Origin of the sequence: Pedobacter sp. MC2016-24 (genome assembly GCF_015223055.1) — a bacterium.
Lineage (GTDB): Bacteria > Bacteroidota > Bacteroidia > Sphingobacteriales > Sphingobacteriaceae > Pedobacter.
This window is the reverse complement of record NZ_JADFBX010000004.1, coordinates 27000-53618: the sequence shown is the minus strand read 5'-3', so window position 1 is coordinate 53618 and position 26619 is coordinate 27000. Positions and strand designations below refer to the sequence as shown.

The window sequence follows — 26619 nt, the reverse complement described above, 5'->3', positions numbered from 1 at the left end:
CTGTTTTTTTTATTGCCCTGCATACAGCACAAGCATGGGTAGCTGTTCGTCATACCTATATAAAGCATAATTATGTTTTGAATATGGAATCACAAAGAGCAAAGCAGCTGCTGGAAAAATATCTTAATGGAACCTGCAGCCATCAAGAAAAAATAATTTTTGAAAGCTGGTACAACAATGAAGTAAAGAACAGGGAAGATAAACCAGGAACTGTTGATTTTATCGAACAGCAAACAAAGATCTACAATAGGCTTCCAAAACCAACAAGTACAAAAACAATTGCATTTAAATGGGCCAGTTCAATAGCCGCTGCAATAGCATTAATTATACTTGGTCTTTACTTCTTTAAAAACAACGATACAGTAAAGCCGGTGAATACCAATACCCCAACCTACGCCAACGATGTTGCCCCCGGCAGCAATAAAGCTGTCCTAACTCTAGCAAACGGCAAAACGATCAACTTAAATGACACCAAATCCGGCATTGTAATCAAGGGGTCTCAATTGACCTATGATGATGGTACCGCAATTCAAAACCTGAACATCAAAGCAAATCCAATCTCTACCATAACCACCCCCCGGGGAGGACAGTATAATGTGGAATTGCCAGATGGCACAACCGTAGCGCTAAACGCCGCCAGCACCCTTAAATTTCCATCCACATTTTCAGGATTAGTGACAAGAACAGTTGAGCTTACCGGCGAAGGGTACTTCCAGGTTGCAAAAGATAAGCAACATCCATTTATTGTAAAGAGTGCAGATCAGCAGATAGAGGTGCTTGGTACTCATTTTAATGTGAGCAGTTATGCGGATGAAACCCATATAAAGACCACCCTTGTTGAAGGATCAGTAAAAGTAACCTCAAATGGTAAAACACAATTATTAAAACCAAACCAGCAATCCATCGCAACAGCCAAAGGCATCAGTATTCGGGATGTTGATACAGAAGAAGCAATTGCATGGAAAAACGGTCTCTTTATTTTCGATAACGAGCCATTGGAAAGCGTATTACGAAAAGTAGCGCGCTGGTATAACGTTGAAATCGTGTATACCAATGGAATCCCTAATAACACCTTTATAGGAAGTGTATCAAGGTTTGACCAGGTATCGAAAGTGCTTAACGTTCTGGAATCAACCGGCAGTGTTCATTTTAAAATTGAAGGAAGGAGGATTACAGTGCTTAAATAAATACTATTTTAAGAATGTATATCTGGCAAAAACACAGTTAATACTTACTAATAATATCAGATCCCGATTAACATCGGAACCTGATATATGGGGTCAGGCATTCAATAATCATAAAATTATCAATTAAACCGCAGTTGCCCAAGGGGTCGAATCGAAAGGCTGCTGCATAACCAAACCCAATCAAATATATGATTTATACCAACAAAGACGGTATACCTGCTGGGCTATACCAAAAAATATTGTTCATTATGCGCTTAGTCATCGTCATTTTAATAGCCACAATCATGCAGGTGAGTGCCTCGGGCTTTGCCCAGAAAATCTCATTGTCCCAGAAAAAAGAGCCGTTAAACTCCGTTTTAAAAGAAATCAGGAAGCAAAGCGGCTATAATTTCATCATTACCGGCGAGCTCCTTAAACAATCCCGGCCAGTAAGTATTGAGGTTAACCAAATTGAACTTTCTGATGCATTGACTTTGATATTTAAAGAACAACCGTTAACCTACACCATATCTAACAAAACCGTTGTAATCAAGGAAAAAGAAAAGTCTTTCTTTGAAAATTTAGCAGCCCGATTTCAAGTTATTGATATCAAAGGTCAAATCGTTGATGAAAAGGGGAATCCATTGACTGGAGCAACCGTGATGATCAAAGGATCATCAAGATCAATAAAAACAAATGATGAGGGAGCATTTTATTTGCAAAATGTGGATGAGCAAGCTGTTTTAATGATCAGCTATATCGGCTACCAAACCAGGGAAATTGATGCTAAAGCCAACTTAGGTACATTAACTTTAAAAATTAATGATGGTAAATTGGATGAAATTCAAATTATCGGTTACGGACAAACTACCCGAAAGCTGAATACTGGAAGTATGTCATCGATTTCGGCTAAACAAATCGAACAGCAACCAATAACAAATGTACTATCCGCATTGTCCGGCAGGATGCCTGGCGTATTCGTACAAACCACTAACGGTTTGCCTGGCGGAAACATCAGCGTCCAAATCAGGGGAAAAGGTTCAATCTTAGCCGGTACAGATCCCTTGTACATCATAGACGGAATGCCATACGACGGAAGTGCTCCTGCAAAAGGATCATTGGCTGTAAATAACATAGCAGGTTCAATTAGCCCGCTAAACAACATTAACCCCGCCGATATCGAAAGTATAACCGTGCTTAAAGACGCAGATGCCACCTCAATTTATGGCAGCCGGGGCACAAATGGTGTAGTACTCATCACCACAAAGCGTTCTAAAACAGGGGCTACAAAATTGGATGCAAATATTCAACAGGGTTTCAGTACGCTGGTACAAAGGCCGCAGCTTTTAAATTTGGACGATTACCTTTCCTTAAGAAAAGAGGCATTTAGCAATGATGGAAAAACACCTTCTGCGAACCCCAGTTCCGCAAATTACGCGCCGGATCTCACCGTTTGGAACCAAAGCCAAAGTACCGACTGGGTAGATTATTTATTCGGTGGTACAGCGCATTCAACAGATGCACAGGTTAAACTATCAGGAGGACAGGCAAACACTACCTTCTCCATAAGCGGGAATTATCGTCAGGAAACTACCGTGCTTCCCGGCCAAAATGACTTTCAGCGTGGTGGACTAACTTCCCACCTACAGCACCATTCCGAGAACAACAAACTAAACATTTCCCTGATCAGCCAGCTCACACAGGCCAACAATGACCTCTCCAACTTGTTCAAAAGCCTGGGCAGCTTCGGTTTTGCACCCAACTACCCCTTATATCTTGAAGACGGATCGTTAAATTGGTACTCGGGGGCAAATCCGGTAGCAGACGCAAATGCCAGAAGTAAAACCGGCACTGATAATCTCATTACCAATTTAAATGTAGGTTACAATTTAGTCTCCAGCCTCAACATTAAATTAAATGCAGGATATACCAAAACCAGGTATCAGCAAACCCTCATTTTTCCTACCAGTTCACTCACTCCCGGCACGGTTAACTATTCCCAGTTTGGCGACAATGGATCACGTTCATTCCTCATTGAACCGCAATTGGATTACAGCATGAAATTCAAAAACTCCGCGCTCACATTTCTTGCCGGGGCTACTTTTCAAAACCGAAAAGCTGAAAGTAAATACATCCAGGCCAGTAATTTTAAACTGGAAGACGTGATGGAAGATCTAAGTTCTGCCGGTACCATAGACAGCCGAACCAGCAATTTTTCCGAATACAAATACGCTTCAGTATTCGGCAGGATCACCTACAATCTGAAGGATAGCTATGTCATCAATGCCACCATCAGAAGAGACGGATCTTCGCGCTTTGGCACGGGTAACCGTTTTGGTAATTTTGGATCCATTGGGGCCACCTGGATATTTAGCAACCTTTCATTTATAAAAGATAAAGTCCCATTTCTTAATCTTGGAAAGTTTCGGGCGAGCTATGGCACCACAGGAAATGATCAGATTGGCGACTACCAGTACCTTTCCACCTATAGCAGTCCCGGTACCAACATTTACCAGGATATGGTAACCATCCGGCCAAACCGGATCAGCAATGCCGATTTCCACTGGGAAACCACGCGCAAACTGGATCTGGCTATGGACCTTGGATTTTTAAAGGATAGAATTTCTATCTCGGTTGATTATTACCGCAACCAGAGTAAAGATCAACTCGTCTTATACAGCATCCCTCAGATCACTGGCTTTGCCTCCTACCAGGCCAATCTGCCAGCTGTACTGATCAATAAAGGATGGGAATTCAGCATCAACGCAAGGATCATTGATCAAAAGGCATTCAGCTGGTCTACGATGTTCAATTTGACCATCCCTAAAAACACGCTAAAATCCTTTCAAAACTTTGAAAACTCAAGCTATGCAACCAGCTATGAACTGGGTCATGATATTAGCCGGATTGCCGGATACAGCTTTGTCGGCATGGATCCAAATACAGGTAAGCCACAATATGCCGGTGAAAACGGTACCTATTCTGCCACACCTTATTACAATTTTACACTTGGAAAAACTAGCCCGGATTGTTATGGCGGGTACAACAACACCTTTAACTTTAAAAACTTTGAACTAAATGTGTTTGCCCAGTTTGTCAAACAGCAGAGCTTCGGATCCATCAACAACAATCCAGGGGCATTTGCTGCAAACAATTTTGAGCTGGTTAAAAACAGGTGGTCAGCCGAAAACCCGCAATCCACTATACCTAAGGCTACAACAAGCTACGACTTCTATTACCTGCAGTCTTCCCTCAACCTGTTCAACACATCCTATCTCCGGTTAAAAAATGTATCACTGACCTACGCTGTTGATGCTAAGCTGTTGAAAAAGCTAAAGTTCGATCACTTGAAGATCTATGCCCAGGGCCAAAATCTGTATACGCTATGGAAAAAGAACACCCCACTTTTTGATCCGGAGTCGGGTGGCTTTTTTGCCAATTCTTCCAGAAACTTCCCGCCGTTAAAAACATTTGTTTTTGGCCTTCAATTCACCTTATAACTATCAAAAAATGAAATTCTATTCAAATAAACTGATTGTGTTTTTTGGCTGCTGTTTTGCATGGATGTCCTGCAACAAATTGGTCGAAATTCCCCAGTCCAAAAATCAAATCGAAAATACTGATGTATTTAGAGACAGCACACTGGCCACTTCTGCACTACTTGGTGCCTATTTTACCATGGGTACCACCGTATACGGAGGGATTCATAAAAACCTCAACATTTACGCAGATGAATACAATTATACAGCTTCAACCGGTCCTATTGTTGAATTTAACAAAAGCCAATTAGGTTCCGGAAACAGTACAAATTCCAGCTTATGGAACGGGTTATATTTGGTAATTTATCAATGCAACTCACTGATGGAAGGACTGGAACATTCCACAGGGGTAAAAATCCCAGTTAAGGAAAAGTTGATTGCAGAGGCTAAATTCCTTAGGGCATACGCAAACTTTTATCTTGTTAACCTATATGAACATGTGCCCTTGATTTTGACAACCGAGGTAAATGGCAATGCCAGAGCAGCACAGGTTCCTGAAAGCCAGGTGTATGAACAGATTGAAAAGGATTTGCTGGATGCATCGGCAATTCTAAAAAATCAATACGCTGGTACCGGGAAAGTCCGCGCAAACAAACAAGCCGCTGATGCCTTACTGGCCAGAGCTTTCCTATTTGAGCGCAAATGGACGCAAGCTGTTGCGAAAGCGTCAGAAATAATCAATTCAAATCAGTACACGCCCCTTCCAAAACCTGAAGATGTATTTCTAGCCAATAGCAAAGAAACCATTTTACAGTTTTGGGCTGTCAATGGATTTGTAAGCGATGCCACCCAATTCATCCCGGTATCAGCAACAGTTCAGCCTACCTACACCATTTCAACTGCACTTGCCGCATCATTTGAAAATACGGATAGCAGGAAATCCAAATGGATTACAAGCAACAACGTAACAGTTGGCGGCATAACCACACCTTATAGTTACCCTTCCAAATACAAAAACCGCACAGCAAATACCACAAAAGCCGAATATGTGATGGCCTTAAGACTTAGTGAGCAATTGCTGATCCGGGCTGAAGCTTTTGCACAACTGAAAGATGTACCAGCTGCAATAGCAGACCTCAATATCATCCGGATGAGGGGAGGATTACTTCCCCTGAGTAATACCCTTTCGGAACAGGAATGTCTGGATGCAATTACCAAAGAAAGGCGCATTGAGTTCTTTGGAGAATGGGGACACCGTTTCTTCGACCTCAAGCGTACCGGGCAATTGGATGCGGTTATGGAACCGCTTAAAACCACCTGGAAGACAAGCGCAAAAGTCTTACCCATCCCAAACAGTGAAATCGCTTACAATTCAAATTTGAAACAAAATGAAGACTATTAAAATTAAGCTGATATTCTCTTTATATTTTTTGCTAATCGCCCATACTGTGAAAGCGCAAGGAACCAAAACACTCCAAATCAACGATACCATTCCCAACCTGCAAATCAAAGGACTGCTCAATCGCGCCGATGTAAGCTTTAAGGACCTCTCCAAAAACCGCCTCCTGATCATCAACTTTTGGGCAACCTGGTGTGCACCCTGCATTAAAGAAATGCGTTTGCTCGATTCCTTAAAACAAAAACACCCCGATAAATTTGAAGTACTCCTAGTGACCAGGGAATCAGAAAAGACTGTTCAAAAATTCATCAGAAAACATCCTTCGGGTTTTACCAGTCAGCTCAGCATTGTCTTGGCAGATACAGTGCTCAATAACTTATTTCCCAAGCGCACAATACCTCACAACATATGGATCGACAAAAACGGGATCATCAAAGCAATTACCTCCAGTGATGAAATCACAGCACAAAACATCTTGAATTTCAATACAGAACTGACTTCAAAATTTAAGGTCAAGAAAGAAATCCTGAACTTTGATGCCACAAAGGAATTCCATCTTGCCGACACCAGCTTTTCTTATCGTTCCATCATTACCCCCCACATCCCGGTGGGTAACGGTGGGGTACTTGGCGGCGCTGCAGAAGGATTAGCCTACAACCGTTTTTTCCAGTGGAATGCCTCAATCACCAGCCTCTTCCATGCAGCTTACTCACTGTATAACCAATCACCATCCCTTGTCTGGAGAAAAAATCTGATAGAGGTACATACCAAAGATTCTTTAAGGCTCTTCTACCCCAGCCAAGATTTGAAACAATTTCCAGAAGGCTCCAAATATCAAGACCTCGATGCCTGGAAACAGGAAAACACCTTTTGTTATGCGCTTACTTTACCAAATCGCGTCGCTGATACGGTATTCAGATCTTACCTGTTCAGCGACCTTGAGCGCTATTTTGGAGTTTCTGCTAAGATCGAGTCCCGAAACATACCCTGTAATGTAGTCACTAAAACTGTTGGTGCGCCTTTAAAATTAAGCGTTGAGACAAATGAAATCCCGTCGATCAAGTGGGCTCCAGGGAACAAACTTGAAATCCAGAATTCAAAAATTAAAGATGTCACCAATTGGATTTTCAGCGTCTATGGCGCAAAACCTTTGCCTGATCCTTTTGTAATCGAGCTAAGTCCGGCTGATGATGTTCGCTTTGATCTGGCACTTATCTTTTCTAAAGCAGACTATGAAAAAGGAATACCGCTTCAGGCAATTTATAGTCAGTTGAACAAATATGGCTACCAATTTACCAATTTAATTAGGCCGTACCAAATATTGGTCCTTTATGACCTCAAAAATAAGCAATAAGCATCGGCGGGATATTTTCCCGCCGATGCTATTTTTTAATTAATTGTAGTGATAAAACAAGGTTGGGCCTCCACCTGGATTAGATTGAGGTATACCCTGGGCACAGATTGGATCTTTATCGCCATTACAAGCTTCAGGAAAAGGGTTAGACTCATCTCCTGGTACAATTGGTCCTGTAGGTAGTTGAGTTGTCTCATCTACTCTTTGCCAGTTGTAAGCGGCAAATTTTCCGCCACTAAATGCATTTGCAATATCAGAAGCAAACACTCCTGTAACACTGGCCATTAAGGCTAATGCCAGAATTCCTGTTTTAAAATTTGTTTTCATGTTGTTAAAGATTAAGGATTAAAAAAATGGTTATTTATATATACTCCGCGGTGAATATCGAGATGAAAAAAATTTATGATTGATCCAAGTGTAAGCCATGGGAAATAAGGCGACCAGCATGAAGATAGCATTGAAAATGAGATGCTCTTTCCACTGTAATTTCGAGATCAGCCCACCGCATGTGCATGGTAAATGTAATCCAGATGACAGCATCACAGTAATGTAAATCTCAAAAACGAGCAACAAAAAGAAAGAAGACCAAAGTCCTACGATTCTGAACTTATCCTTCAATAAAAGCAAAACAAGCAATAACTCAACCGCCGGAACGAGCCATCCAAGTACAGGACCTGCTAGCTTCATTAATGGAACAGGTGCAAGCTGCATTTGCAAAACGAACTTATTATATTCGGCAATTTTAGAAACCGCAGCATACCCCCATAACATCAGCAGCAATACCGCCGGGATAAAAGTGATAAATTCATTAAGTCGGCCTTTGGTTTTCATGTCTGGGATGATTGATTGACTCAAATCTCCATTTAAAAAAAACCAAAATATTCCTCACAGAAATATTAATCTCAGAAATTTTCGGTATTGTTATATTTCGAATTCAGTTCATCCATTATTCCCTGCATACCAAACCACTTACAGGCCACAACATTTAATGAGACATCACCACATTCAGAATTCAGGCACTCCACATATTGAACAATCATTTCAAATTACAAACCTCAAAAAGGTTGTAAACGGTCTAACCCAAATAAACCTATTAGTTGTTTAGCGCAGAAAACACACCAATTAAATTAATACTTAGAATAATTTCAAGCTAATAAAATGCTAATCAACCAGTATTTTATCTGAAAATTCACTAACAACGGGCAATCATTCTGTAAATTTAGCTATAGGGAAAATACAGAACAGGGGTATTCATAAATCTTCTGACCAAGAACTAACGCTACTGTTGAAGCCCTGAGCATATAATCAAGGCATAGCTTATTTTTTGAAGCTTTCCAAGCTGCGAGAAGCCCACCAAATACCTATAAAAAAAATAAAAACTAATGAAAAATCAAATTCTTGTTATCTAGCCATGTACTAGGTAGATAGTTAAAAGTTAAACTATTTATACAGTTTTTTGAAACCCATCAATTTCTATAACATTTTTCTGCAATATCCATTTACCTTAATCAGTCTATTATATAAATTTGCTCTATATATCGTTTCGCTAATATAACTCTGATTAGGGCATTTCGGCTTGCCTCTGCTTTTTAAACATAGGAATAGCCACCTCCAACCGATGTAGACATTTTTTATTTTTGAAAACCTTAGATATGGAACAGTTTAAACATGATATTTTTACCATGCCATTTGCTTGGAACAAGAACGTGATTTTTTAGGTTACCTTATCAACCTGGCAAGATGGAGCATCAGAAATGAAGGCGAATGTATTAATGAGAAAACACCATCTAATCTCCGGGACGAAATTCTAAAAGCCATTGAGATGGTCAAGAAGCTTAAGGTACTTCTGGGTAAATTAGCATACACTGGCTATAAAATCAGAGGCGGTCAGTCATATCCTGATTACGATCTTTATAGGAATTATTATAGTGAATGCACAATGCATTACGAAAACTCAATCCATATTTTACAAAACAAAGCAATATTTCACAGAGATTTTTAATTGGAGAGATAAATCCAGGTTATTAAATTGAATAAAAACGCTCACTTTGTTGAATAATAAAACTGGGAATGGTCAGGAGATAATAATCAAAGCATTTAGACCAAACACAATTATCCAAGATTGAGGGTGTTTCACAAACTGTGTCAATAGTGTAACTTTAAACTATCGACATAAGTGTGGCAACACAAGAAGACTTTGATTTTGAAAGCTTCAAGAAGGAAGCTATCGCTGGCTTATATGCCGGCAAGAAAATGACTGGCACGGACGGAGTACTAGCCCCGATGATGAAACACTTTCTGGAATCTATGATGACCGGTGAGCTGGAGCACCATATTTCCGAGAGTAAACTGTCTGGTCAGGCTAACCGCAAGAACGGCAAAAGCAAGAAGACAGTACGGAGCTTAAGCTCGGGAGAATTTGAGCTTGAAACCGGCCGGGACCGTCTGGGCACCTTTGACCCTAAGGTTGTCCCCAAGCGTCAGCTGATCATTACTGAGGAACTGGAAGGGAACATTCTCTCGATGTATGCCATGGGCATGAGTACGCGTGCCATGCGGGATTATGTGCAGGAAATGTACGCTATGGATATCTCTGCTGCAGAGATATCAAGGATTACTGACAGTGTGCTTCCAGCAGTACAGGAATGGCGCAATCGTCCGCTGGAGGCCGTTTACCCCTTTGTATTCCTGGATTGTATGTTCTTCAAGGTTCGGATAAACGGAGCGGTGGAAACCCGTGCCATCTACAATATACTGGGTGTGGACATTGAGGGCAAGAAAGATGTGTTAGGTCTTTATACTTCCGAAAACGAAGGCGCCAAATTCTGGCTGTCAGTGCTTACCGATTTGAAAGCGCGTGGTGTAGAAGACATCCTGATTGCCTGCATTGATGGATTGAAAGGTTTCCCTGAAGCGGTGGAGGCGATTTTCCCCAAGACAAGGGTCCAGCTTTGCATTGTTCACCAAATCCGTGCATCCATGCGCTATGTCCCTGAGAAAGATAAGAAGGCCGTAATGGCTGATATGAAACCAATCTATCAGGCAAGTAACGAACAGCAGGGATATGAAAGACTGCTGGAGTTTGAAGAGAAGTGGGGTAAGAAATATCCCCTGAGTTGTAAGTCATGGCTGGACAACTGGGTAAACCTCTCTGCATTCTTTGAGTACGACCAGGTGATCCGAAAGGTCATTTACACCACCAATCCAATTGAAGGCGTACATCGCCAGATCCGCAAAATTACCAAGACAAAAGGGGCTTTCTCATCCGAACAGGCGCTGATGAAACTCATGTATTTGGTCATTAAAAATATCAGTAAAAAATGGACAATGCCAATCCATAACTGGGGACTGGCATTTTCACAGCTTTATATTAAATTTGGTGACAGAATTCTTCAGGAGAATAGAGGATTCTGAGAGGCGTTAATTTTGAAACTGACACAGTTCACGTTACACTCCCCCAAGATTTTATTTCATCACTCATATTTTATTTTTTCACAATTGCCTAGCCTATTTATATTTATAACTCTTTATAATTTTTATAACACTACTAATTTCCAAAAAAACAGCTAATTGTATCATGATAAAGTCGCATGAAATCATGTTAACCATAAATAGGGCATGACCGAAATCTTCGATCATGCCAATAATAATACTTAACTAGAGATGTTTAAAAATTAATCTTTCCAAAAAAGAATCAAAATCATTTTTTCATCAATTGATTTTCATGTTTATTTTTTTAAGACCCCCATTCCAGAAACATCCTTAATACCAATTAACTTGAGGCCTCTTTTAGCCGTATTTGTGGAAGGATCTATCACATACAAATAAGATACTGATGTCTGCTCTGAGGATAATGGAAGGTAGGCCTTTCCATTATTTATAAATAAAGGAGAACCATAAAAATCTGCCGGTATTTTAGCATCGATACCAGTTACCCAAGTAAATTGTTTTTGAGCTACATCCACGAAAGCAAGTTTTACTCCTTCTGATCCTGCTTTGGTTTCATCCCTGTCCACCATCGAGAGGATAAACTTATTATTACCCAGGTGCTTACCTGCATGTATTTTCTTCCCAGCTATCGCCTCTACATCCCAATAGTAACTTTTATCAAATTCATCATTTTTTAAACGTAAAAAAGCAGAATGGTTGTTGGTACTTTGAACATCTCCGGTTGAAAAAGCATAGATATCACCATTATCAGACTGACCCAGGCCCATAACATTATAGTACTTACCAATATAAGGCATCCTTGTATCGGATATGGTTTTAATAAATTTCATATCCTTATCAAATACAGAAATGAAAGCCCTGTCTCTATAGTCATTTTTATCTTTTTCACCTGTACCACCATATGTAGGCTGGTATACAGCATAGAGTTTATCGCCAAATTCAAAAAATGAATATACAAAGGCATAATAGTTAGGAATAAGTTTTCCATCTACATAAATGATCTTTTGGTCAAACTGAGCATCCCTGTCCACGATATTGCTTTCTGTGTTGATCCAGTACGCACTACCAGGAGTTGCTAGACTTCTGCCAATTGAGTAGGCAAGTAAGTGTTTTTGATCCTTATATGGTAGAAATACGTTTACTGATTTTACCGAGAAAGAGCTGACCTTTTTCAACTGCGACTGCTCATCAAGATTAAAAACCTCGGTAAATCCAGGATCACCTCTATTATATTTAAAAGCAAACACCTTATTGTTAAGAGTAAACATCGTCTCTCCAGATGTTTCATATCCATTACCTTTCACCGTAATCTCTCCTGCATCTAAATTATCTGTCAAAAACAAATAAGCTTTATCTTGTTCAGCAGTTGCTGCCGTACCGGCAATAACGAACTTTTCTTTCAGGTTAGGAACTGGGTTATCAATTGGCTTATCTTTGCTACAAGCACTTAAAAGCATCATAGCGACCGCAGGCAGCAATAAAAATTGTTTGTTAAATTTCATATTTGTTATCATTATATTGTTTGTAATTATTTAGCATTAAACAAGAAATACCTTAGCTTGGCATTAAAAGCCCGGCTTGGCTTCTGAAGTTTGAAGTGATCATATAGCAATGCATCAGTCAAATTGAGTGACTCAACAGTTAAATTATATTTACCACCTTTGAAACTATAAATCATATTGGCATTGTGATTCCATTGCTTAGGTATGGTAATCTTACCTGATCGGTCTCCGAGGCTTGGCCAGCCCTCGTAGTATGCATGAACGTACTGTAGCTGATAACCAAAGGTTAATGTTCCATCTGTTCCAAAAGGTTTATTAAAGGTGTAAGAAGCATCTGCATTTCCAAACAGATAAGGCATATTCGGAATACGATCTTTGTACACAATACTCACCATATCATTGTGCCCGCCTTCATATTTAGTCCGATTGATCAGATTTTGATAACTGATATTTGTTCCCAGATTAATCTTATTTTTAAAGCGGTATCGAATACTCGCCTCCAACCCCTTATTGTCAACGTCTCTCAGGTTAACCATGCGCAATAAAGTAGATCTCATGGTTTTTAAAAGACTCGGTCTGATAAAGTCTTTCGAATTGCGATAAAGGAAAGCTGCATCAAAAATAAAAAAATGGGTTTTATTAATCACTGGGCTGTAAATCATTCCAAGATTAATATTATCGCTACTTTCTGGTTTAAGCTGGATATTACCATCGAGTTCATTCATATTTCCAAAGAGTTCTCCACTTGTAGGCACTCTTACCCCCTTTTCGTAAGAACTTCTGACTTGCAATACAGGAGTGATGAAATAGGTTGTGGCTAAACCATATCCTTTAGTACTAAATACATTACTCCGCCAATCATAATCTTCATGCCTAGGGTTATCTACACCATTAACGTTCATGAAAGAGCGGCTGGTCTGATGAAAGTACTTACCAAAAACTGAAGTACTCCATTTGGCCGAATGATCATATCGATATGAGATTCCGAGTACATTTTTCACAATAGTATTGGGTCTATTGGCAAACTGATCATTTCCATCAGGAAGTAAATCGTGATTAACCCTTTTAAAAGTCGTATAGTTATTACTCAGTACGAGTGAGTGTCTTTCATTTATACGATAACTCAGGTTTGAAGTAAATACCCCGTCATTGTTACGGTAGCGACTATCCATTCTACTTCTTTCTGAGCCGGTAGCTGCCGATTTACGAATAACCTGCCCCAGCCAATTGTATTGCCTATTTGCTGTATCTATTATCCTATCATGTCCGAAGTTAAAGTTTCCACTTACATTCAGGTCCATTCCTTTGAGCAATAAATTTCGCTTTAAATATTTAACCGAAGGCAAGATTGTCACACCCTTGGATTCCCGCTCACCGTATACATCCTCCATGGTTGCCCCACTCTGAATGTCTTTAACATAACGGCCAAAGTCAATACCAAAAATTAACTGATCTGCCCAGGTTTTATTACGAACACCAAGGCCCAACATCAGCATTTCATTCTTATAACGATCATGAAAACGCCTTGCTCTGACCAGCTCTACCTGTCCATACTGATTAACAGGAGTTTCGGATTCTATCCAATAATTATTTTTGGAATAATTTTGGAAAGCATTAATCATTAGCGTAAATCCACTTTTTGAATTTGAAGCCAGGTTTAACGATGCTTTATGGGTATTAAAAGATCCTACAGCATAAGACGCATCCAGATAATTTGTTCTACCTGAATTAGTGACAATATTGATAGCTCCGCCAAGGGCGTCAGCACCAAGGGTAACCGGTACAACCCCCTTATAAACCTCAATTCTTTCCGCCATATTAATTGGAATATTATTGATACGGAAAGCATTACCCATATTTTCCATGGGGATTCCATCGATAAAAAATTTTACCTGGTTTCCAATGAAGCCATTTAAAGAAAAATCAACATCGGAACCAAGACCACCAGATTCACGTACCCGTATGCCAGGAACATTATTTAAAGCATGAGCGATATTAAGGGTAGTATTGTGTAGTTTTCGAGCATCTATTACAGCAACCTGGTAAGCTTGTTCAGCAGACCGCTTTGCATCATTTTTCCCAAATACACCAACTTCATTCAACTCCTGAACCTGTTCTTTAAGTACAAATTGCTGATTAGTAACCATACCCGAGTTGATTTTAATAGTTGCATTTAAGTTTGCAAATCCAATAGCCGATAAAACAATTTCATAGTCACCCTTAGGTAGGGAAGAGACTTTAAACATGCCTTCAGTGTCCGAATATTGATTATTTTTTTTACTACTAAATCTTATCAATACGTTGGGTATTTTTATACCGGACTCACTCACCACTGATCCAGATAAACTTCCAGCAGACTGTGCATATAGCCCCTGACACGATAAGAGCATTAAGAAGATAATGTATCGAAATGGATGCAAACGGCATTTAAACATATTAATTTATTTTTATTTAGACTTATTTTAGATAATTTCGTGCAAAAATACTGCATTAAAAAAAACAGCAGTTATCGAAATAGGATTAATTTTTAATAAAAGCGGATTATTGTGAACCTATCAGCAAGATTACTGGAACTGAATGAAAACTACTTATTAAAAGAGGTTAGCGATGTATATGATAGTGCACTCTTGTTGGATGAGCATGAGGTTAGGCTCATTGGTAAGGATGTGGATTACCTAAATGGCATACAATTATCAACTAATGGGCTAATCTTCGTCGATGTTCAGATGGCCTTTTTTAAACCGATGACCGATATTTTTAAAATTACAGGTCACAGCATAGTTATGGAATTTTTATTTACAGCAGATGTGGAGGTAGAATTGTATCATATGGAAGGTATAGAAACTTATCAGACCAATACCCATAATATCACCTACGCAAGTGATTATGGTGGATCATTCAAAATGAATCAGGGAACCAACGTCAATTTCATAATGATCATGCTTTCCAGAGATTTTTACTTTAAACTCATTCCAGAAACATCAAAATTACATCAAGAATTTTCAAAGTTGATTTCTGATAGTCGCTCAGGCATGTTGTCTGATGTGCACCTGCCATTTACCTCAGAGATACAGACCATACTTTATCAGATCAGACACTGCAAACGAAAGGGAGAGCTTAAGCGACTATATATCGAGAACAAAATACAGGAGTTATTACTGCTTCAGTTTGAGATGCATCAACAGCAGCAATATTTATTACTCGAGAAAAGACGCTTTAACCATCAAGATATACTGAAATTACGCGAGGCAAAAATGATACTAGACCAAGAGTATAAAACTGCGCCATTAATTAACGAGCTTGCCAAGAGAGTATACCTTAACGAATTCAAATTAAAACGTGGATTTAAGATATGCTATGGAATTACTATTAAAAGTTATGTTATAGCCTTAAAAATGAAGAAAGCACTATCGCTTTTAAATGAGAATAAATACCAGATCAGTGAACTGACATATATGTGCGGTTATAATAGCCTCTCCAGGTTTTCCTCCGCATTCAAATCTTACTATGGCTGTTCCCCAAAAAAAATGTTAGCAGTGGTGTATCCGGTTGAAAATTAGAATTCATCAGATAAAAACGTATTCTATGAGCAAAATCATTCTAATTATGCCCTCATTAACAATACCAAAATCAAAACCAAATGATGACCAAAAATTAGAAGTTTTAATATAAAAAATCAATATTTACACTATATTTTAAGATAGTCAAAGTATGGTTTAAATTTTCATAACCCGGGAATATTATTACATTTAAAGGAACAGAAATCTAATCCTAAATATTTTTATTTATTACTTGGAGCTAAAAACTATTGCTTTTAATTTTCTATCCGGTTCATCGCCTATCAGCCAGCATTCCATGCAGCTTTAAGCTTACAATACTTGGTAGCACTCATGTTTAAAAAAGATGCAGCCACTAGATTGGGGAATTTGTTCATGGGATAAAGACTTGTGAATTCAGAAAAACGATCCTGATCTGATAAACTGATCAAGCCACTCCTTTGCTGGTCCAGAAGCTGATCCTGCAACAGGATCTCATCCTTCAATTCACGCGTCTGGTAAAGCAAAAGCAAATGCTTCCTGAAATCATTCAAACTAATCACCTGCAGTGCTACATCACCCACTGCCCTAAGCATCAACGTGGACGGTCGATCATACCAGAAACTATTCAAATCCGTAAACACCACATAGGGCAGATAAAGACGTATAACCACTTCTTTACCCTTTTTATCAAAAATAGAAGCTGAGACAGCACCTGTCTTCAAAAACCAAGCATAACGGGCACGAGCGGGAGGCTCCAGCAACTTTTGTTTATGAACTGCAAGCTGATCATAAACGATCTGAGAAAGGATGACTGGGAAAGTGGGCGGTAAAGGAAACATAGTGCCCAGATAATTCAGCAAATGATGAATATCCATAACATTTAAAATTAAGTATTACCGGCTGTAATTGCTCACCCCGAAATGCTCTTCCAGCCAGGCAGTCATCTTCGAGAGCATATCGTAAACCTTTAAAACAGTATTGAATTCTATAGTAGTGGAGAGTTTAAGCATATTCGTAGAAGAAATAAATAATGCCTTTTCAGTATAAAAATGCTGCGCAACAAAATTGAATACTTCAGTAATCTGATCCTTAACTAGCAACCCAACCTCCATTTGTATCCTAAAAAAAAGCGCCAGTTGCGGAACAGTCATATCCATTAGAATCCTGAAGGCCTGCTCCGCATTGATCTTATCAATAACAGCCCTACGCCTTAATTCCATAAGCCCCTCGACAGCAACCTCCCTTTCAGTAATATAACAGTCCAGATCAGAAATCAGCGAAGACTGCTTCGGATAAAGCCGATAATTAGAATCCGGAGCAAATCTTCTGTTTAATGTTTTTTGCTGAAACAGAAACTCCCGCTGTTCATGAAGCCCATGTATCTCGAACAACCGTTGGTCAAGATGGTCAACCTGATACAGAAAGAACTCAGGCTGATTGAAATCAAGCCTGATCAGCATCTCATTTAGCGAAGTATCATCATGTATATCTTCCGATAAAAGCCTTTCACAGAGATGCCTTATATATAGCTCATCATTTTTTGACGGCCCCTTACCGAGCAGATCATCCAATCCAGAAATAACGCATCCCAAAAGTCTTGAAGAGATACCCTTGCTAAAAAGTCGGATCCTCAAACGATTAAAAAACATTCTGAGCTCAGGAAGTGCATCCTTCAGACGGAAATCAGTTAATTTCAGATTACAATCGTAATAATCGGGAAATGCCTGTTGCGCAAAATCCAGCAACTCCTCTACAAAGGAAAGCGTATGAAAGTAATGATTTCTGATTTCAGCAGCATGTGAATGAGACTCCCAATATTTTTTTTTCCTGAAAAGAGAAATATTCAGCTGGTCACTGATGAATATCAATTGCTGCTGAGCTGAGCTAGCAAATATTTTTTTTTCAGCAGCAGATTTGGTACCAAGCAATTGCTGAACCATTTTAAGGCGAATTTTATCATGTTCATTACTCAGGAAAGATTTCCATACCCGGAAATCCTCATCTGATAAAACATGTTTGGCAAGTATTTGCGGATTTAACGATATAGTACTGAATACATACAAGGGATTTAAAGTTTCTGTCATAACAAGGTAGGATTTATGGTTGATTACGCTAATTCATAGTTGTTAGGTGATTAGTTGTTCATGATAAACTCATAGAAATGAGTTTCAAAATATAAGAAGCAGTCTATCTATCAGAAAAATATATTTAAAAATAGGCGCTGTAAGGCCAAAAATTGCATCCATACTTTTTCCCACGTTAATTTATTACACCATTTCACCTAAAGTGTACATTAAAAAAAACAAATATTTGAAATAGAAATTCCCGAAAATAAATTCCCAGAATAGATTTAATACTTCAAATTAATTTAAATTTTAAGTTCTTGAGTTATGGATTTTTGACGAAGAAATGTCAATTTATCAATTGAGATTTTTTGCATAAGGCTATAAAAATTTCCATATTTATTTTTGTAAAAAAGCATGAGTTTACCGTAAGAATAACTATACATTTTCTTAAAAAACGTTTAGTTAAAATGAATAACCAGTTCTAAAAAGCCCGCATTTTATAGTTTAAAAGGATAACCCTTATACTTCTATCAAGAATGATTATATTTCTAACCCGTATCTCGAAATTAATCATCTCACATGGATCTCGACTTCAATAAAACTACTTCAAAAGACTTCGTAAACATACCAGGGTACGACGCAAAAGCAAGAGCAAAAATCTTTAGCAAATATCTTGATCACCTCAAAGAAAAAGAATTACTAAACTATAGATTACAATCCACTACAGGCTGTGGCCCTGTAATGGACCTTGTTACAGAAAATGGACCACTGAAAGGACTTGTTAGCTTTGTCTCCAACGATTACCTTGGATTTACACAACATCCTGAGATCAAACTCGCAGTCATTAATGCTATTCTAAAATATGGTACTGGTGGAGGTGCCTCTCCACTTATCGGTGGTCTTCATGACTATCATGCAAACCTGGAAAGTAGCATTGCCAGATTCTTAGGACTTTCCCCAGAAAACGCAATCTCCTATACGACTGGTTATACTGCAAATACGGCAATGCTATTTTGCCTGTTGCAAAAACAGGATTTGGCCATAGTTGACATGGCCGTCCACGCGAGCGTATATGAGGGATGCCGGGGAACAAACAGGAAAGATTTCCTTCATAATAATATGGAACACCTGGAGAAGATACTAAAAGCCACAAATAATAACTTCCGAACGAGAATGATCATTGTTGATGGTGTATACTCTCAGGATGGAGACATCGCGAATCTTCCCACAATTATCGCACTTGCCAAAAAGTATGGGGCTATGGTTGCCGTAGACGATGCACATGGGATTGGGGTTGTAGGCAAAACAGGCCGCGGAGCAGCTGAACTATATGATCTGCTTGAACAGATCGACCTGCTGACCGGTACATTTAGTAAGGCATTTGGCAATATCGGCGGATTTGTCATTGCTTCACCAGAACTGATCAGACTACTGAAATACCAGTCTGATCAGCATATTTTTTCCAGTACAGCAACTCCGGCAACCGCTGGTATTATCAGGGCATTAGACCTAATTGATGAAGAACCTCAATGGCGTAAACGTTTATGGGAAAATATCAATTATTTTAAAAATGGCCTCCAAACGCTTGGTCTAGATATAGGCTCAACTCAATCTGCGGTAATACCTATAAAAATTGGAGATACACTTAAGACAGGGGAAGCCGGATCGCTGTTGCTGAAGGCAGGTATATATGCGAATCCCATTCAGTTTCCGGCAGTCAGCCTAAAAAATGCAAGAATCCGCATGAGCGTGATGGCAACACATTCCAAAGCACAACTGGACAAGGCACTTAACGCCTTTGAATATGTAGATCGGAAACTAGGGATTTCCAAACAAGAATTGAAACAACACTATGAAAAACAACGCTAATTTGTGTAAAAGAAAAAAAACAAGCAACCCAGCCCCAAAACCTAGACAATCTAGAAATATCGCAGCTACAAAACAACGTTTTCTTGATGCTACAGGGGAAATTATCCAGGAGTCGGGAATAAAAGCATTACGGATCAATCAAATTGCCAAAAGAGCCGGCAGAAACAAGAGATTAATATATGAATATTTTGAAAATCTCGAAGGCCTGATCAGGGTATACTTTGAGCAGAATGACTACTGGCTGTCTTACGCAGAAAAAATAGAAGATCTTTTAGATAGCCATATGCACGATAATGGTCGGGAACTTTCCTCACTATTACTTAAAAATCATTTTCAAAACTTCATGTCCAATAAATTGTTGCAGCAGGTAAGCATCATGGAGCTCACCGGAAATAGTAAACTATTGTATGAGCTTTCAAACTCCCGCGAACTTCTTGGAGAAAGGTTTTTTTCCCTTTCGGCAGATTTATTTAGAAACACAGGTATAGATATCCGTGTAATTGAAGCCCTATTGATTGGGGGCATCAATTATATGGTGCTGCACTCGATATCTAATGGCAGCACTTTTTGCGGAATTGATATTAGAGCCGAAGAGGGGAAAAATGCGCTGAGGAAGACTCTTCATCAAATTACAACCTGGGCATACGAAGAGGCGGAAGGAAAAAAAATAGGTGGCCTAAAAAAATTACGGGAAATATTGATTATAGAATTAAAGCAAAATGATGAGTTGGTCAACTTCGGCACTGTACTTGAAGTTAAAGAACTAGCCTTATTTTTTGAAGTCGTGATCTTAAGTTTCCAGGAGAAACAGGTTTATAAATTTAAAAAAGACCAATCTATATTTATTCAAAATTAAAGTGCTCATTCTTCAAGCAAACATTTAGAGAATTTTTATTAAACAATCAGTATACCCCGAGTGAATAACAACTTCTCTTTCTGAGGAGTTCCTATTTAAATATAGGTGGGGTATTTACACTTTTACAGCATTAAGCTACCCAAAGCGATAAGATACTTAAACAGATTTGAGTGATAATTTCTAAAAAATCAGCTAAGTATTTTCCTTTTCGATAGAAACAATTCCTTAAGTATCATGGAGCGCACAAAGCGCCTTTCAAAACCAGAAATGCAGCAATAATGGGATTTACACGTCAAGTAAATTCCTGTAAGTTGCAGAAAACATAACTACTAATGCGCGTTATTTATCATATACATTTCGTGATCTTCAGTTGATAAGTAAATATCCAATGATATCCCTATAAACAATATGTTCAAATGTCTTATGTCCTATTTTCCGTATTACGATCTCTTTATAAACACGAAATCGCTACGTATTTCAATATCCCTCTACTCTCTTGGAGGCCCTTTAAATTGTTCTTGCACAGATAAAATTAAACGAAGCTTCATGATAATCTCAAAGTATGAGCGGAATAACATTTAGGAAACTGATCAATACATTACCAACGTCTCCTTTATTGGTCAATTTGGAATAATTGTGATGAATGTGTTTATGCTGAGCGGCATAAAACTTTATCCGTTCCTTAGCTAGGAACAAAGCAAACCGAAATTAAGTCCCATGACTTTTGCTGCTTAACGAGATGCACCGCAAAATACCTCAACATGTAAAAAAGATTCCGCATCATTTCTGAATATAATATACGAAGGCCTTATGCCCAGTTTTTTAGAGAAATAGTTCTGATGTTAAGCCAATAAATATAGTCATATTTATCCATTCCCCTGATAAATGATATGCCATTTTCATAATCAAATGGTCCGGATATTGAAAAAGCCAATTTGTTTATGGTTAAGCCGCTTTCAATTATTAATTTCTCCGAAGAAAACATCCAACTTTTTAGAATCTCTGCTGCCGATCCTTTACTATTTACATCATCTCTCAATATGATATTCGTCACAAATACTTACCAGAGTCCAACCAGAGTTACTGTAATGTGTTATCCTCCGATATCAACCACGGCTAAAAAATTATCCTGCTCGATATTCACATAATTTTATATTTCAGATGTCGCAAAACTAAATCGGTCTATTATCATTTACTTTTCACCGGGTTTAGTAATATATGACATCAAATTTTCCATTTATTTAAAGCGGTCAGCGCCTGCCATTATGAGTCAAACCTCACCATATGTTAATCTTCAAAAAATTAAGATACCTGTAAAAAATCTAGGCTTTTAGATTTTTTACAGGTAAGTAAATACTATTTAATTTTTAGGTACCCGGGTGTACATTAGTGTTCCAAATCCCAAGTCATCTTGTTCTCCACCCTGTGCACCTCCATTTTCAGGTCTCATCTTAGCCGCAAACTCCTTAGAATAAGGCGCCTCAAGTCCCATAACATTTGCATATTGATTGTAGATCAATTCCCATCCCGGCCGTGCGCGGCCCCTTAACTCATTAGATATTTCATTATGCCACCCCTCCTTCAAACTGAGATAAGGCGTGTAAGGCATCACAACAGCCTGATCAGGATTAACGTTATATTTTGCAGTATACTCACACAGGGCCAAAATTTTATTTTTATCATATGAAAAAAGATCAACACCGATATTCTTAGCAGTTTGACAGAAATACCCCAAAAGAGGAACATCTAAAGTGGCGTGCGCTTGATCTCTTCCCATTTCCTGACTTTGACCAAGATTAAGCCCCTTTACTTTTCCTGCAGGATCTGCATGCATGGCTACTACCATATTTTTGATACAACCAGGCCCAGCACCATTATAAAAATAATTCAGCGCAAAATTTACTTTCTCGGAATCATCACACAAAACACCAATAGATAATACCGTCAGCATTGCAGGAAGATCCCAGCTTAGCCAGGTCTGTTCAGCAGGGGTATTGTAGTGATCCCCAAGAAATTCATAGCAATGAGGATAAAAAACTTCTACTATCCAAGTCTTAAACTTGGTAAAATCCTCTTTTTTCCAACCAGAATAATCCCTCATCAACTCTGCCGCATTGGCATACTGATATCCACAAAAACCAGCGACCAACAACCTGTGTCCATCTTCTCTGGAAATTCCTTTACAAGTCTGCGCCCACTTATTGAGCACATTAATGGAAGCTTCAGCGTACTGAGAATTACCGGTAATTTTCCAAACCAATGCCAATTGATAAGCCGCGGCTCCATCATTGGCAACCCTGCCATAATTACCACCATTAGCTGTCCTTACGATAATCTCTACCGGACTGGGAGTATAGTTTAACTGGGCCCGCGGACTGCTTAACAAGGTCTGATATCCGATGTACCAGGGCTGTGCCTGCGCATTTACCTTATTCCTGACATAATCAAAATCTTCATTACTGTGCACCAATCCAGGATGCTTAAATTCAATAGTCTGGTCAGAAGGCCAGCTGTCAATATCCGAAGGACCATTACTAAACTCTGGCTTACAACTTGTAACCGAAAGGATCAAAGTGCCAAAGCATGCATAAATTAAACTTTTTTTCATCTGTTTAAATTCTAATTTTGATGAACCCCTATGATTGATCCATTTGCAGGACTAATCACAGCAGTTTGCTATCTATAATATTTTTACTTAATTAAACTTTTACTTACACCAGAACTCGACTCCATAAGCCTATTCATTTGCAAGATAGGCCTCCAGTTCAGCCACGGACTTAAAGGACTTCACCCAATAAAGTTCATAACCTGCCTTTCCAGCAGCTATATCACCGACACTAAACTGCATCTCCCAAATTTCATAAATGCAATTCGTGAAATTTGTTACAGTTGTTGCAGACATCCCTCCCGAAGAACCAAAACCAAGTCCGGTACTTGAAACATTTGCATAATGTACCTGAGCCCCATCTTTGGCCGTCAAGGTTGCCATTTTATTGTTCGGACTTCCTGTGGCCGCTCCATATTTCCCGTAACCAGCTGTACCTCCCCAAACATTGAGCACCCGATTAGGCCCCCTGCTATCTGTTATACCAGAATATCTGATTTTTAATGCAAAAATCGGGTAATTACCTGCATGGAAATCGGTTGAAGACTTACGGTTGATAATTCCTTTATAAAGGACGCCTCCCTGCACAACGGCCTTAACAATTAGCTTTCCTCTTTCTATAGTACTTACAGCATTGTTGGTTTGTGCAGCCCAATTGCTTCCATAAAAGAAAGTGTCATTAATTTTCCCGGGAACAACAGTGATGGTAAACTCTTTTTCTATACCTGCACCTTTATAGTTTGTTTTTGCTGTGATTGTGGCAGAGCCATAACCTTTTCCAGTGAAAACACCAGAAGCATCAATACTTACGATATTTGGCGCTGAACTTGTCCAAACAATCGTGGCAATCGTGGCATCCAGCGGCTTAGGCGTGATTTTTAACTTAGACACCTCATATAAGGCAATTTCTTTTTGAGCGTCATCGAAAGTAATGTCCTGAACAACGATTGGCTCTTTAACAACCACGTCCACTGAAGCTGATTTCTTCGTACCATCTGTTGAAGTCGCGGTAATTTTTGCATTTCCAGTCTTCAAGCCGGTTACCACTCCATTTTTTGATACACTTGCAACTTCGGGATTGTTAGAAACCCAGGATAAAGTATTATAAGTAACTACAGCCGGCTGGGTGGCAGTCACTAGTTTTAGTGAATCAGAAACATACAGATCAGAAGATACACCAGCTATAGTTACATTCTCTGTATAGATGATCCTGTCAATAACCTGGACCTCAATCGTGGCTGAGCCTGCATAACCCACCTCAGAGCTGGCAGTGATCAGCACCTTACCCAAATTTCTAGCAGTGATCTTTCCATCACTGTTCACCGTTGCAATTTCATTATCTGCGGAGGTCCAGACCAATTTCTTATTAGAAGCTTTTTCAGGAAATACATCAAAACTTATTGTTGTATCCCTTCCCAATAGCAGCGGCAATTGCCCGGTAACATTGAGTTTAACCTTGGAAACTATAAATTTCTCATCCAGTTGAGGATAAATAGCATCCTTACAGGATAGAAAACAAGATGCCAAACATATAAATAATAAAAAGTGGAATAAACTCCTCTTTTTTGTAAAATCAATAGATTTCATAATCATTAATTTAAAAATGTAAAAACCATTATTATTCCCAGCCTGAGTTTTGTTTCAAATTAGGATTGAGTTGTAGCTGATCCGTAGGCAAAGGATATAAATAATTTCTTTCCTTCCACACCCTACCCGTTTCCATAATCAAACAGCCTTGCGAATTTTTATTTCTGGAAACATCTGTCCATTTGGCCTGGAACTCGGTACCTGTCCATTTTACACCCAATAGGTCCATAGACAATTCGACTTCCGCTGTTTTCCATCGTTTCAAATCATCCAGACGGAATCCCTCATTAAACAATTCCACTGTCCGCTCTCTACGTATTTCCGTACGCATATCCAATCCGTTTCCAGAGGCCAGTGCGTTAGTTAATTTAGGCATGCCGCTGTTCACCCTTGAGCGTACCAAGTTTAAGGAAATATTTAAATCTTCATCTGAAATTGCCCCATCACGCTCAAATACGGCCTCAGCATAGTTTAGTAATACTTCGCCATAACGTATGACCGGAAAATCATAGCCTTCCTTAGTATTGGCTACCACTCTTTCTGTACACCATTTTTGATTATGGTAACCACTGCTAAATGTGGGTGTAAACGAAGGATACATCGACAGCTTTAAATCTGTATCGTCCAATTGCCATGTTGTTCTTCCTTTTGCATTACTCCAGTAGGGTCTACCGGCAACCATCATCGTATTGGTCATCCTATAATCGCGGTTGTTAAACTCTGAAGCCATTTTACTATAATTCCAGGTTTCCGGATTGATCGGCAGACCTGTTCTTGCCAGATACATATTTGCCATTTTTCTCGTGATGTACAGTGAATTAGCCAGATATCCCTGCGTAATATTAAGTCCTATCGGTGCAATGGCCTCATCATGTCTTTTACTTAAGATATATTCCGTATTAGATGACTTGGAAAGGCCTTCAGGGTTCGATTTGATATTTTCTAAAATAAACAGGTATTTGTAAGCTGTGGTATCTAATGCTGTATTTTTAAACAGAATGTATGCTCTGCTATCGATAACTTTTTTGGCGGCAACCGCGGCAACAGCTAATAGTTCCTTACCCCTGGCGTCATTCGCCCTAAATTTCTGCCATGTTCCCTCATAAAGCGCTACACGGGAAAGGAACGCCTGAGCCGCTTCCCTGGAAACACGCCCAGCATCCCTACCGCTCAACTCCTGCGCGCCCGGTAAGTTTCCACTGGCATCATACAAATCCCGCATGATAAAATCGATCACTTCTGCTCTAGGGTTTCTTTTTGCATTGAGTTCAGGAGAAGTCGTTTCAAAAGTTTTGTCCGCAATCACCGCATCTCCGTATAACTGTAGCAATTCAAAATGCAGGTAAGCTCTAAAAAATTTAGCTTCTCCGACTGATTTTTTAATATCATTAGGATTAGTGTAGGAAACTGCATTTTTCAGTAAAAGATTGACTTGTCGTAACCTGTTATAAGCTGTTGTATAGTTTGCGTCAGACGAAGGAATCGTATTTGTACCGTTACTAAATACGTTTAAAGTGGAAGATGTAACCAAATCTGAACGCGAATCACTATGAGGGCCATCAGTAATGGCGTTAAAATCACGCAGCCATCCATAGAATTGATTGGCAAATAAATTGTACTGTTCTGGTGTCTTCCAAACATTAGTTTCAGCCAACTGGTCCTGCGGATCGATATCCGTACAGGAATTAAATGCCAGACACAAGCATAGCAGAAAAGTATTTATTTTAAATAATTTCATGTTTTCAAA

17 protein-coding genes are annotated in these 26619 nt (G+C 39.1%); 8 read left to right on the top strand and 9 right to left on the bottom strand.

Features of this window, described 5'->3' with window-relative positions:
- The first annotated feature begins 83 nt into the window (after positions 1–83).
- From IM797_RS11045 to IM797_RS11030, 4 genes are all read left to right on the top strand, one after another.
- A complete protein-coding gene (locus IM797_RS11045) occupies positions 84–1187 on the top strand; it encodes a FecR family protein (protein ID WP_194127191.1) in 1104 nt (367 codons plus the stop codon).
- Between the two features lie 188 nt (positions 1188–1375).
- Complete coding sequence (locus IM797_RS11040) at positions 1376–4666, top strand: SusC/RagA family TonB-linked outer membrane protein (RefSeq protein WP_194127190.1); 3291 nt, start codon at positions 1376–1378, stop codon at positions 4664–4666.
- A gap of 10 nt (positions 4667–4676) precedes the next feature.
- Positions 4677–6047 carry a RagB/SusD family nutrient uptake outer membrane protein gene (locus IM797_RS11035; RefSeq protein WP_194127189.1) on the top strand — a complete coding sequence of 457 codons (1371 nt, stop codon included), beginning with the start codon at positions 4677–4679 and terminating at the stop codon, positions 6045–6047.
- A complete protein-coding gene (locus IM797_RS11030) occupies positions 6034–7398 on the top strand; it encodes a TlpA disulfide reductase family protein (protein ID WP_194127188.1) in 1365 nt (454 codons plus the stop codon). Before IM797_RS11035 ends, IM797_RS11030 begins: the two co-directional genes overlap by 14 nt.
- A gap of 39 nt (positions 7399–7437) precedes the next feature.
- On the opposite strand, the gene IM797_RS11025 is transcribed toward IM797_RS11030, so the two are convergent.
- Both IM797_RS11025 and IM797_RS11020 read right to left on the bottom strand, forming a co-directional pair.
- Positions 7438–7725, bottom strand: coding sequence for a hypothetical protein (locus IM797_RS11025; protein WP_194127187.1), 288 nt, complete (start codon positions 7723–7725; stop codon positions 7438–7440).
- 30 nt (positions 7726–7755) lie between these two features.
- A complete protein-coding gene (locus IM797_RS11020) occupies positions 7756–8229 on the bottom strand; it encodes a MauE/DoxX family redox-associated membrane protein (protein WP_194127186.1) in 474 nt (157 codons plus the stop codon).
- A gap of 1347 nt (positions 8230–9576) precedes the next feature.
- Between IM797_RS11020 and IM797_RS11015 the strand changes: the two genes are divergently transcribed.
- Positions 9577–10812 carry an IS256 family transposase gene (locus tag IM797_RS11015; protein WP_194127185.1) on the top strand — a complete coding sequence of 412 codons (1236 nt, stop codon included), beginning with the start codon at positions 9577–9579 and terminating at the stop codon, positions 10810–10812.
- Positions 10813–11126: 314 nt separating this feature from the next.
- Here IM797_RS11015 and IM797_RS11010 read toward each other — a convergent pair whose 3' ends face one another.
- Positions 11127–12350, bottom strand: a complete 1224-nt coding sequence (locus tag IM797_RS11010; protein ID WP_194127184.1) for a DUF4374 domain-containing protein — start codon at positions 12348–12350, stop codon at positions 11127–11129.
- Between the two features lie 26 nt (positions 12351–12376).
- Complete coding sequence (locus IM797_RS11005) at positions 12377–14740, bottom strand: TonB-dependent receptor (protein ID WP_194127183.1); 2364 nt, start codon at positions 14738–14740, stop codon at positions 12377–12379.
- A gap of 156 nt (positions 14741–14896) precedes the next feature.
- On the opposite strand from IM797_RS11005, the gene IM797_RS28690 reads away from it, so the two are divergent.
- Positions 14897–15910 carry an AraC family transcriptional regulator gene (locus IM797_RS28690; RefSeq protein ID WP_194127182.1) on the top strand — a complete coding sequence of 338 codons (1014 nt, stop codon included), beginning with the start codon at positions 14897–14899 and terminating at the stop codon, positions 15908–15910.
- A 281-nt stretch (positions 15911–16191) separates the two neighbouring features.
- Here the strand turns inward: IM797_RS28690 and IM797_RS10995 are convergent, their stop codons facing one another.
- Positions 16192–16764, bottom strand: a complete 573-nt coding sequence (locus tag IM797_RS10995) for a hypothetical protein (protein ID WP_194127181.1) — start codon at positions 16762–16764, stop codon at positions 16192–16194.
- Positions 16765–16782: 18 nt separating this feature from the next.
- A complete protein-coding gene (locus IM797_RS10990; RefSeq protein ID WP_194127180.1) occupies positions 16783–17973 on the bottom strand; it encodes a hypothetical protein in 1191 nt (396 codons plus the stop codon).
- 561 nt (positions 17974–18534) lie between these two features.
- Here IM797_RS10990 and IM797_RS10985 point away from each other — a divergent pair.
- The gene (locus IM797_RS10985) at positions 18535–19824 is read left to right on the top strand and encodes an aminotransferase class I/II-fold pyridoxal phosphate-dependent enzyme (RefSeq protein ID WP_194127179.1); all 1290 of its coding nucleotides are present in this window, start codon (positions 18535–18537) and stop codon (positions 19822–19824) included.
- On the top strand, positions 19808–20680 hold the full coding sequence (locus tag IM797_RS10980) for a TetR/AcrR family transcriptional regulator (RefSeq protein ID WP_194127178.1): 873 nt from the start codon (positions 19808–19810) through the stop codon (positions 20678–20680). The genes IM797_RS10985 and IM797_RS10980 overlap by 17 nt, the downstream gene beginning before the upstream one ends.
- 1360 nt (positions 20681–22040) lie before the next feature.
- On the opposite strand, the gene IM797_RS10975 is transcribed toward IM797_RS10980, so the two are convergent.
- The 3 genes from IM797_RS10975 to IM797_RS10965 all read right to left on the bottom strand — a co-directional run bounded on the left by IM797_RS10975 (position 22041) and on the right by IM797_RS10965 (position 26610).
- The gene (locus IM797_RS10975; protein WP_194127177.1) at positions 22041–23288 is read right to left on the bottom strand and encodes an alginate lyase family protein; all 1248 of its coding nucleotides are present in this window, start codon (positions 23286–23288) and stop codon (positions 22041–22043) included.
- A gap of 129 nt (positions 23289–23417) precedes the next feature.
- The gene (locus tag IM797_RS10970) at positions 23418–24812 is read right to left on the bottom strand and encodes a DUF4979 domain-containing protein (protein WP_194127176.1); all 1395 of its coding nucleotides are present in this window, start codon (positions 24810–24812) and stop codon (positions 23418–23420) included.
- 91 nt (positions 24813–24903) lie between these two features.
- The gene (locus IM797_RS10965; RefSeq protein WP_194127175.1) at positions 24904–26610 is read right to left on the bottom strand and encodes a RagB/SusD family nutrient uptake outer membrane protein; all 1707 of its coding nucleotides are present in this window, start codon (positions 26608–26610) and stop codon (positions 24904–24906) included.
- Positions 26611–26619: the final 9 nt, after the last annotated feature.

Excerpts from the sequence above, each read along its gene's own strand:
- IM797_RS11025 (WP_194127187.1), bottom strand. The coding sequence starts at position 7,725 with ATGAAAACAAATTTTAAAACAGGAATTCTGGCATTAGCCTTAATGGCC.
- IM797_RS11040 (WP_194127190.1), top strand. The coding sequence starts at position 1,376 with ATGATTTATACCAACAAAGACGGTATACCTGCTGGGCTATACCAAAAA.
- IM797_RS11010 (WP_194127184.1), bottom strand. The coding sequence starts at position 12,350 with ATGAAATTTAACAAACAATTTTTATTGCTGCCTGCGGTCGCTATGATG.
- IM797_RS11045 (WP_194127191.1), top strand. The coding sequence starts at position 84 with ATGGAATCACAAAGAGCAAAGCAGCTGCTGGAAAAATATCTTAATGGA.
- IM797_RS11035 (WP_194127189.1), top strand. The coding sequence starts at position 4,677 with ATGAAATTCTATTCAAATAAACTGATTGTGTTTTTTGGCTGCTGTTTT.
- IM797_RS10965 (WP_194127175.1), bottom strand. The coding sequence starts at position 26,610 with ATGAAATTATTTAAAATAAATACTTTTCTGCTATGCTTGTGTCTGGCA.
- IM797_RS10985 (WP_194127179.1), top strand. The coding sequence starts at position 18,535 with ATGGATCTCGACTTCAATAAAACTACTTCAAAAGACTTCGTAAACATA.
- IM797_RS10975 (WP_194127177.1), bottom strand. The coding sequence starts at position 23,288 with ATGAAAAAAAGTTTAATTTATGCATGCTTTGGCACTTTGATCCTTTCG.
- IM797_RS11020 (WP_194127186.1), bottom strand. The coding sequence starts at position 8,229 with ATGAAAACCAAAGGCCGACTTAATGAATTTATCACTTTTATCCCGGCG.
- IM797_RS11005 (WP_194127183.1), bottom strand. The coding sequence starts at position 14,740 with ATGCTCTTATCGTGTCAGGGGCTATATGCACAGTCTGCTGGAAGTTTA.
- IM797_RS10995 (WP_194127181.1), bottom strand. The coding sequence starts at position 16,764 with ATGGATATTCATCATTTGCTGAATTATCTGGGCACTATGTTTCCTTTA.
- IM797_RS10990 (WP_194127180.1), bottom strand. The coding sequence starts at position 17,973 with ATGACAGAAACTTTAAATCCCTTGTATGTATTCAGTACTATATCGTTA.
- IM797_RS10980 (WP_194127178.1), top strand. The coding sequence starts at position 19,808 with ATGAAAAACAACGCTAATTTGTGTAAAAGAAAAAAAACAAGCAACCCA.
- IM797_RS11030 (WP_194127188.1), top strand. The coding sequence starts at position 6,034 with ATGAAGACTATTAAAATTAAGCTGATATTCTCTTTATATTTTTTGCTA.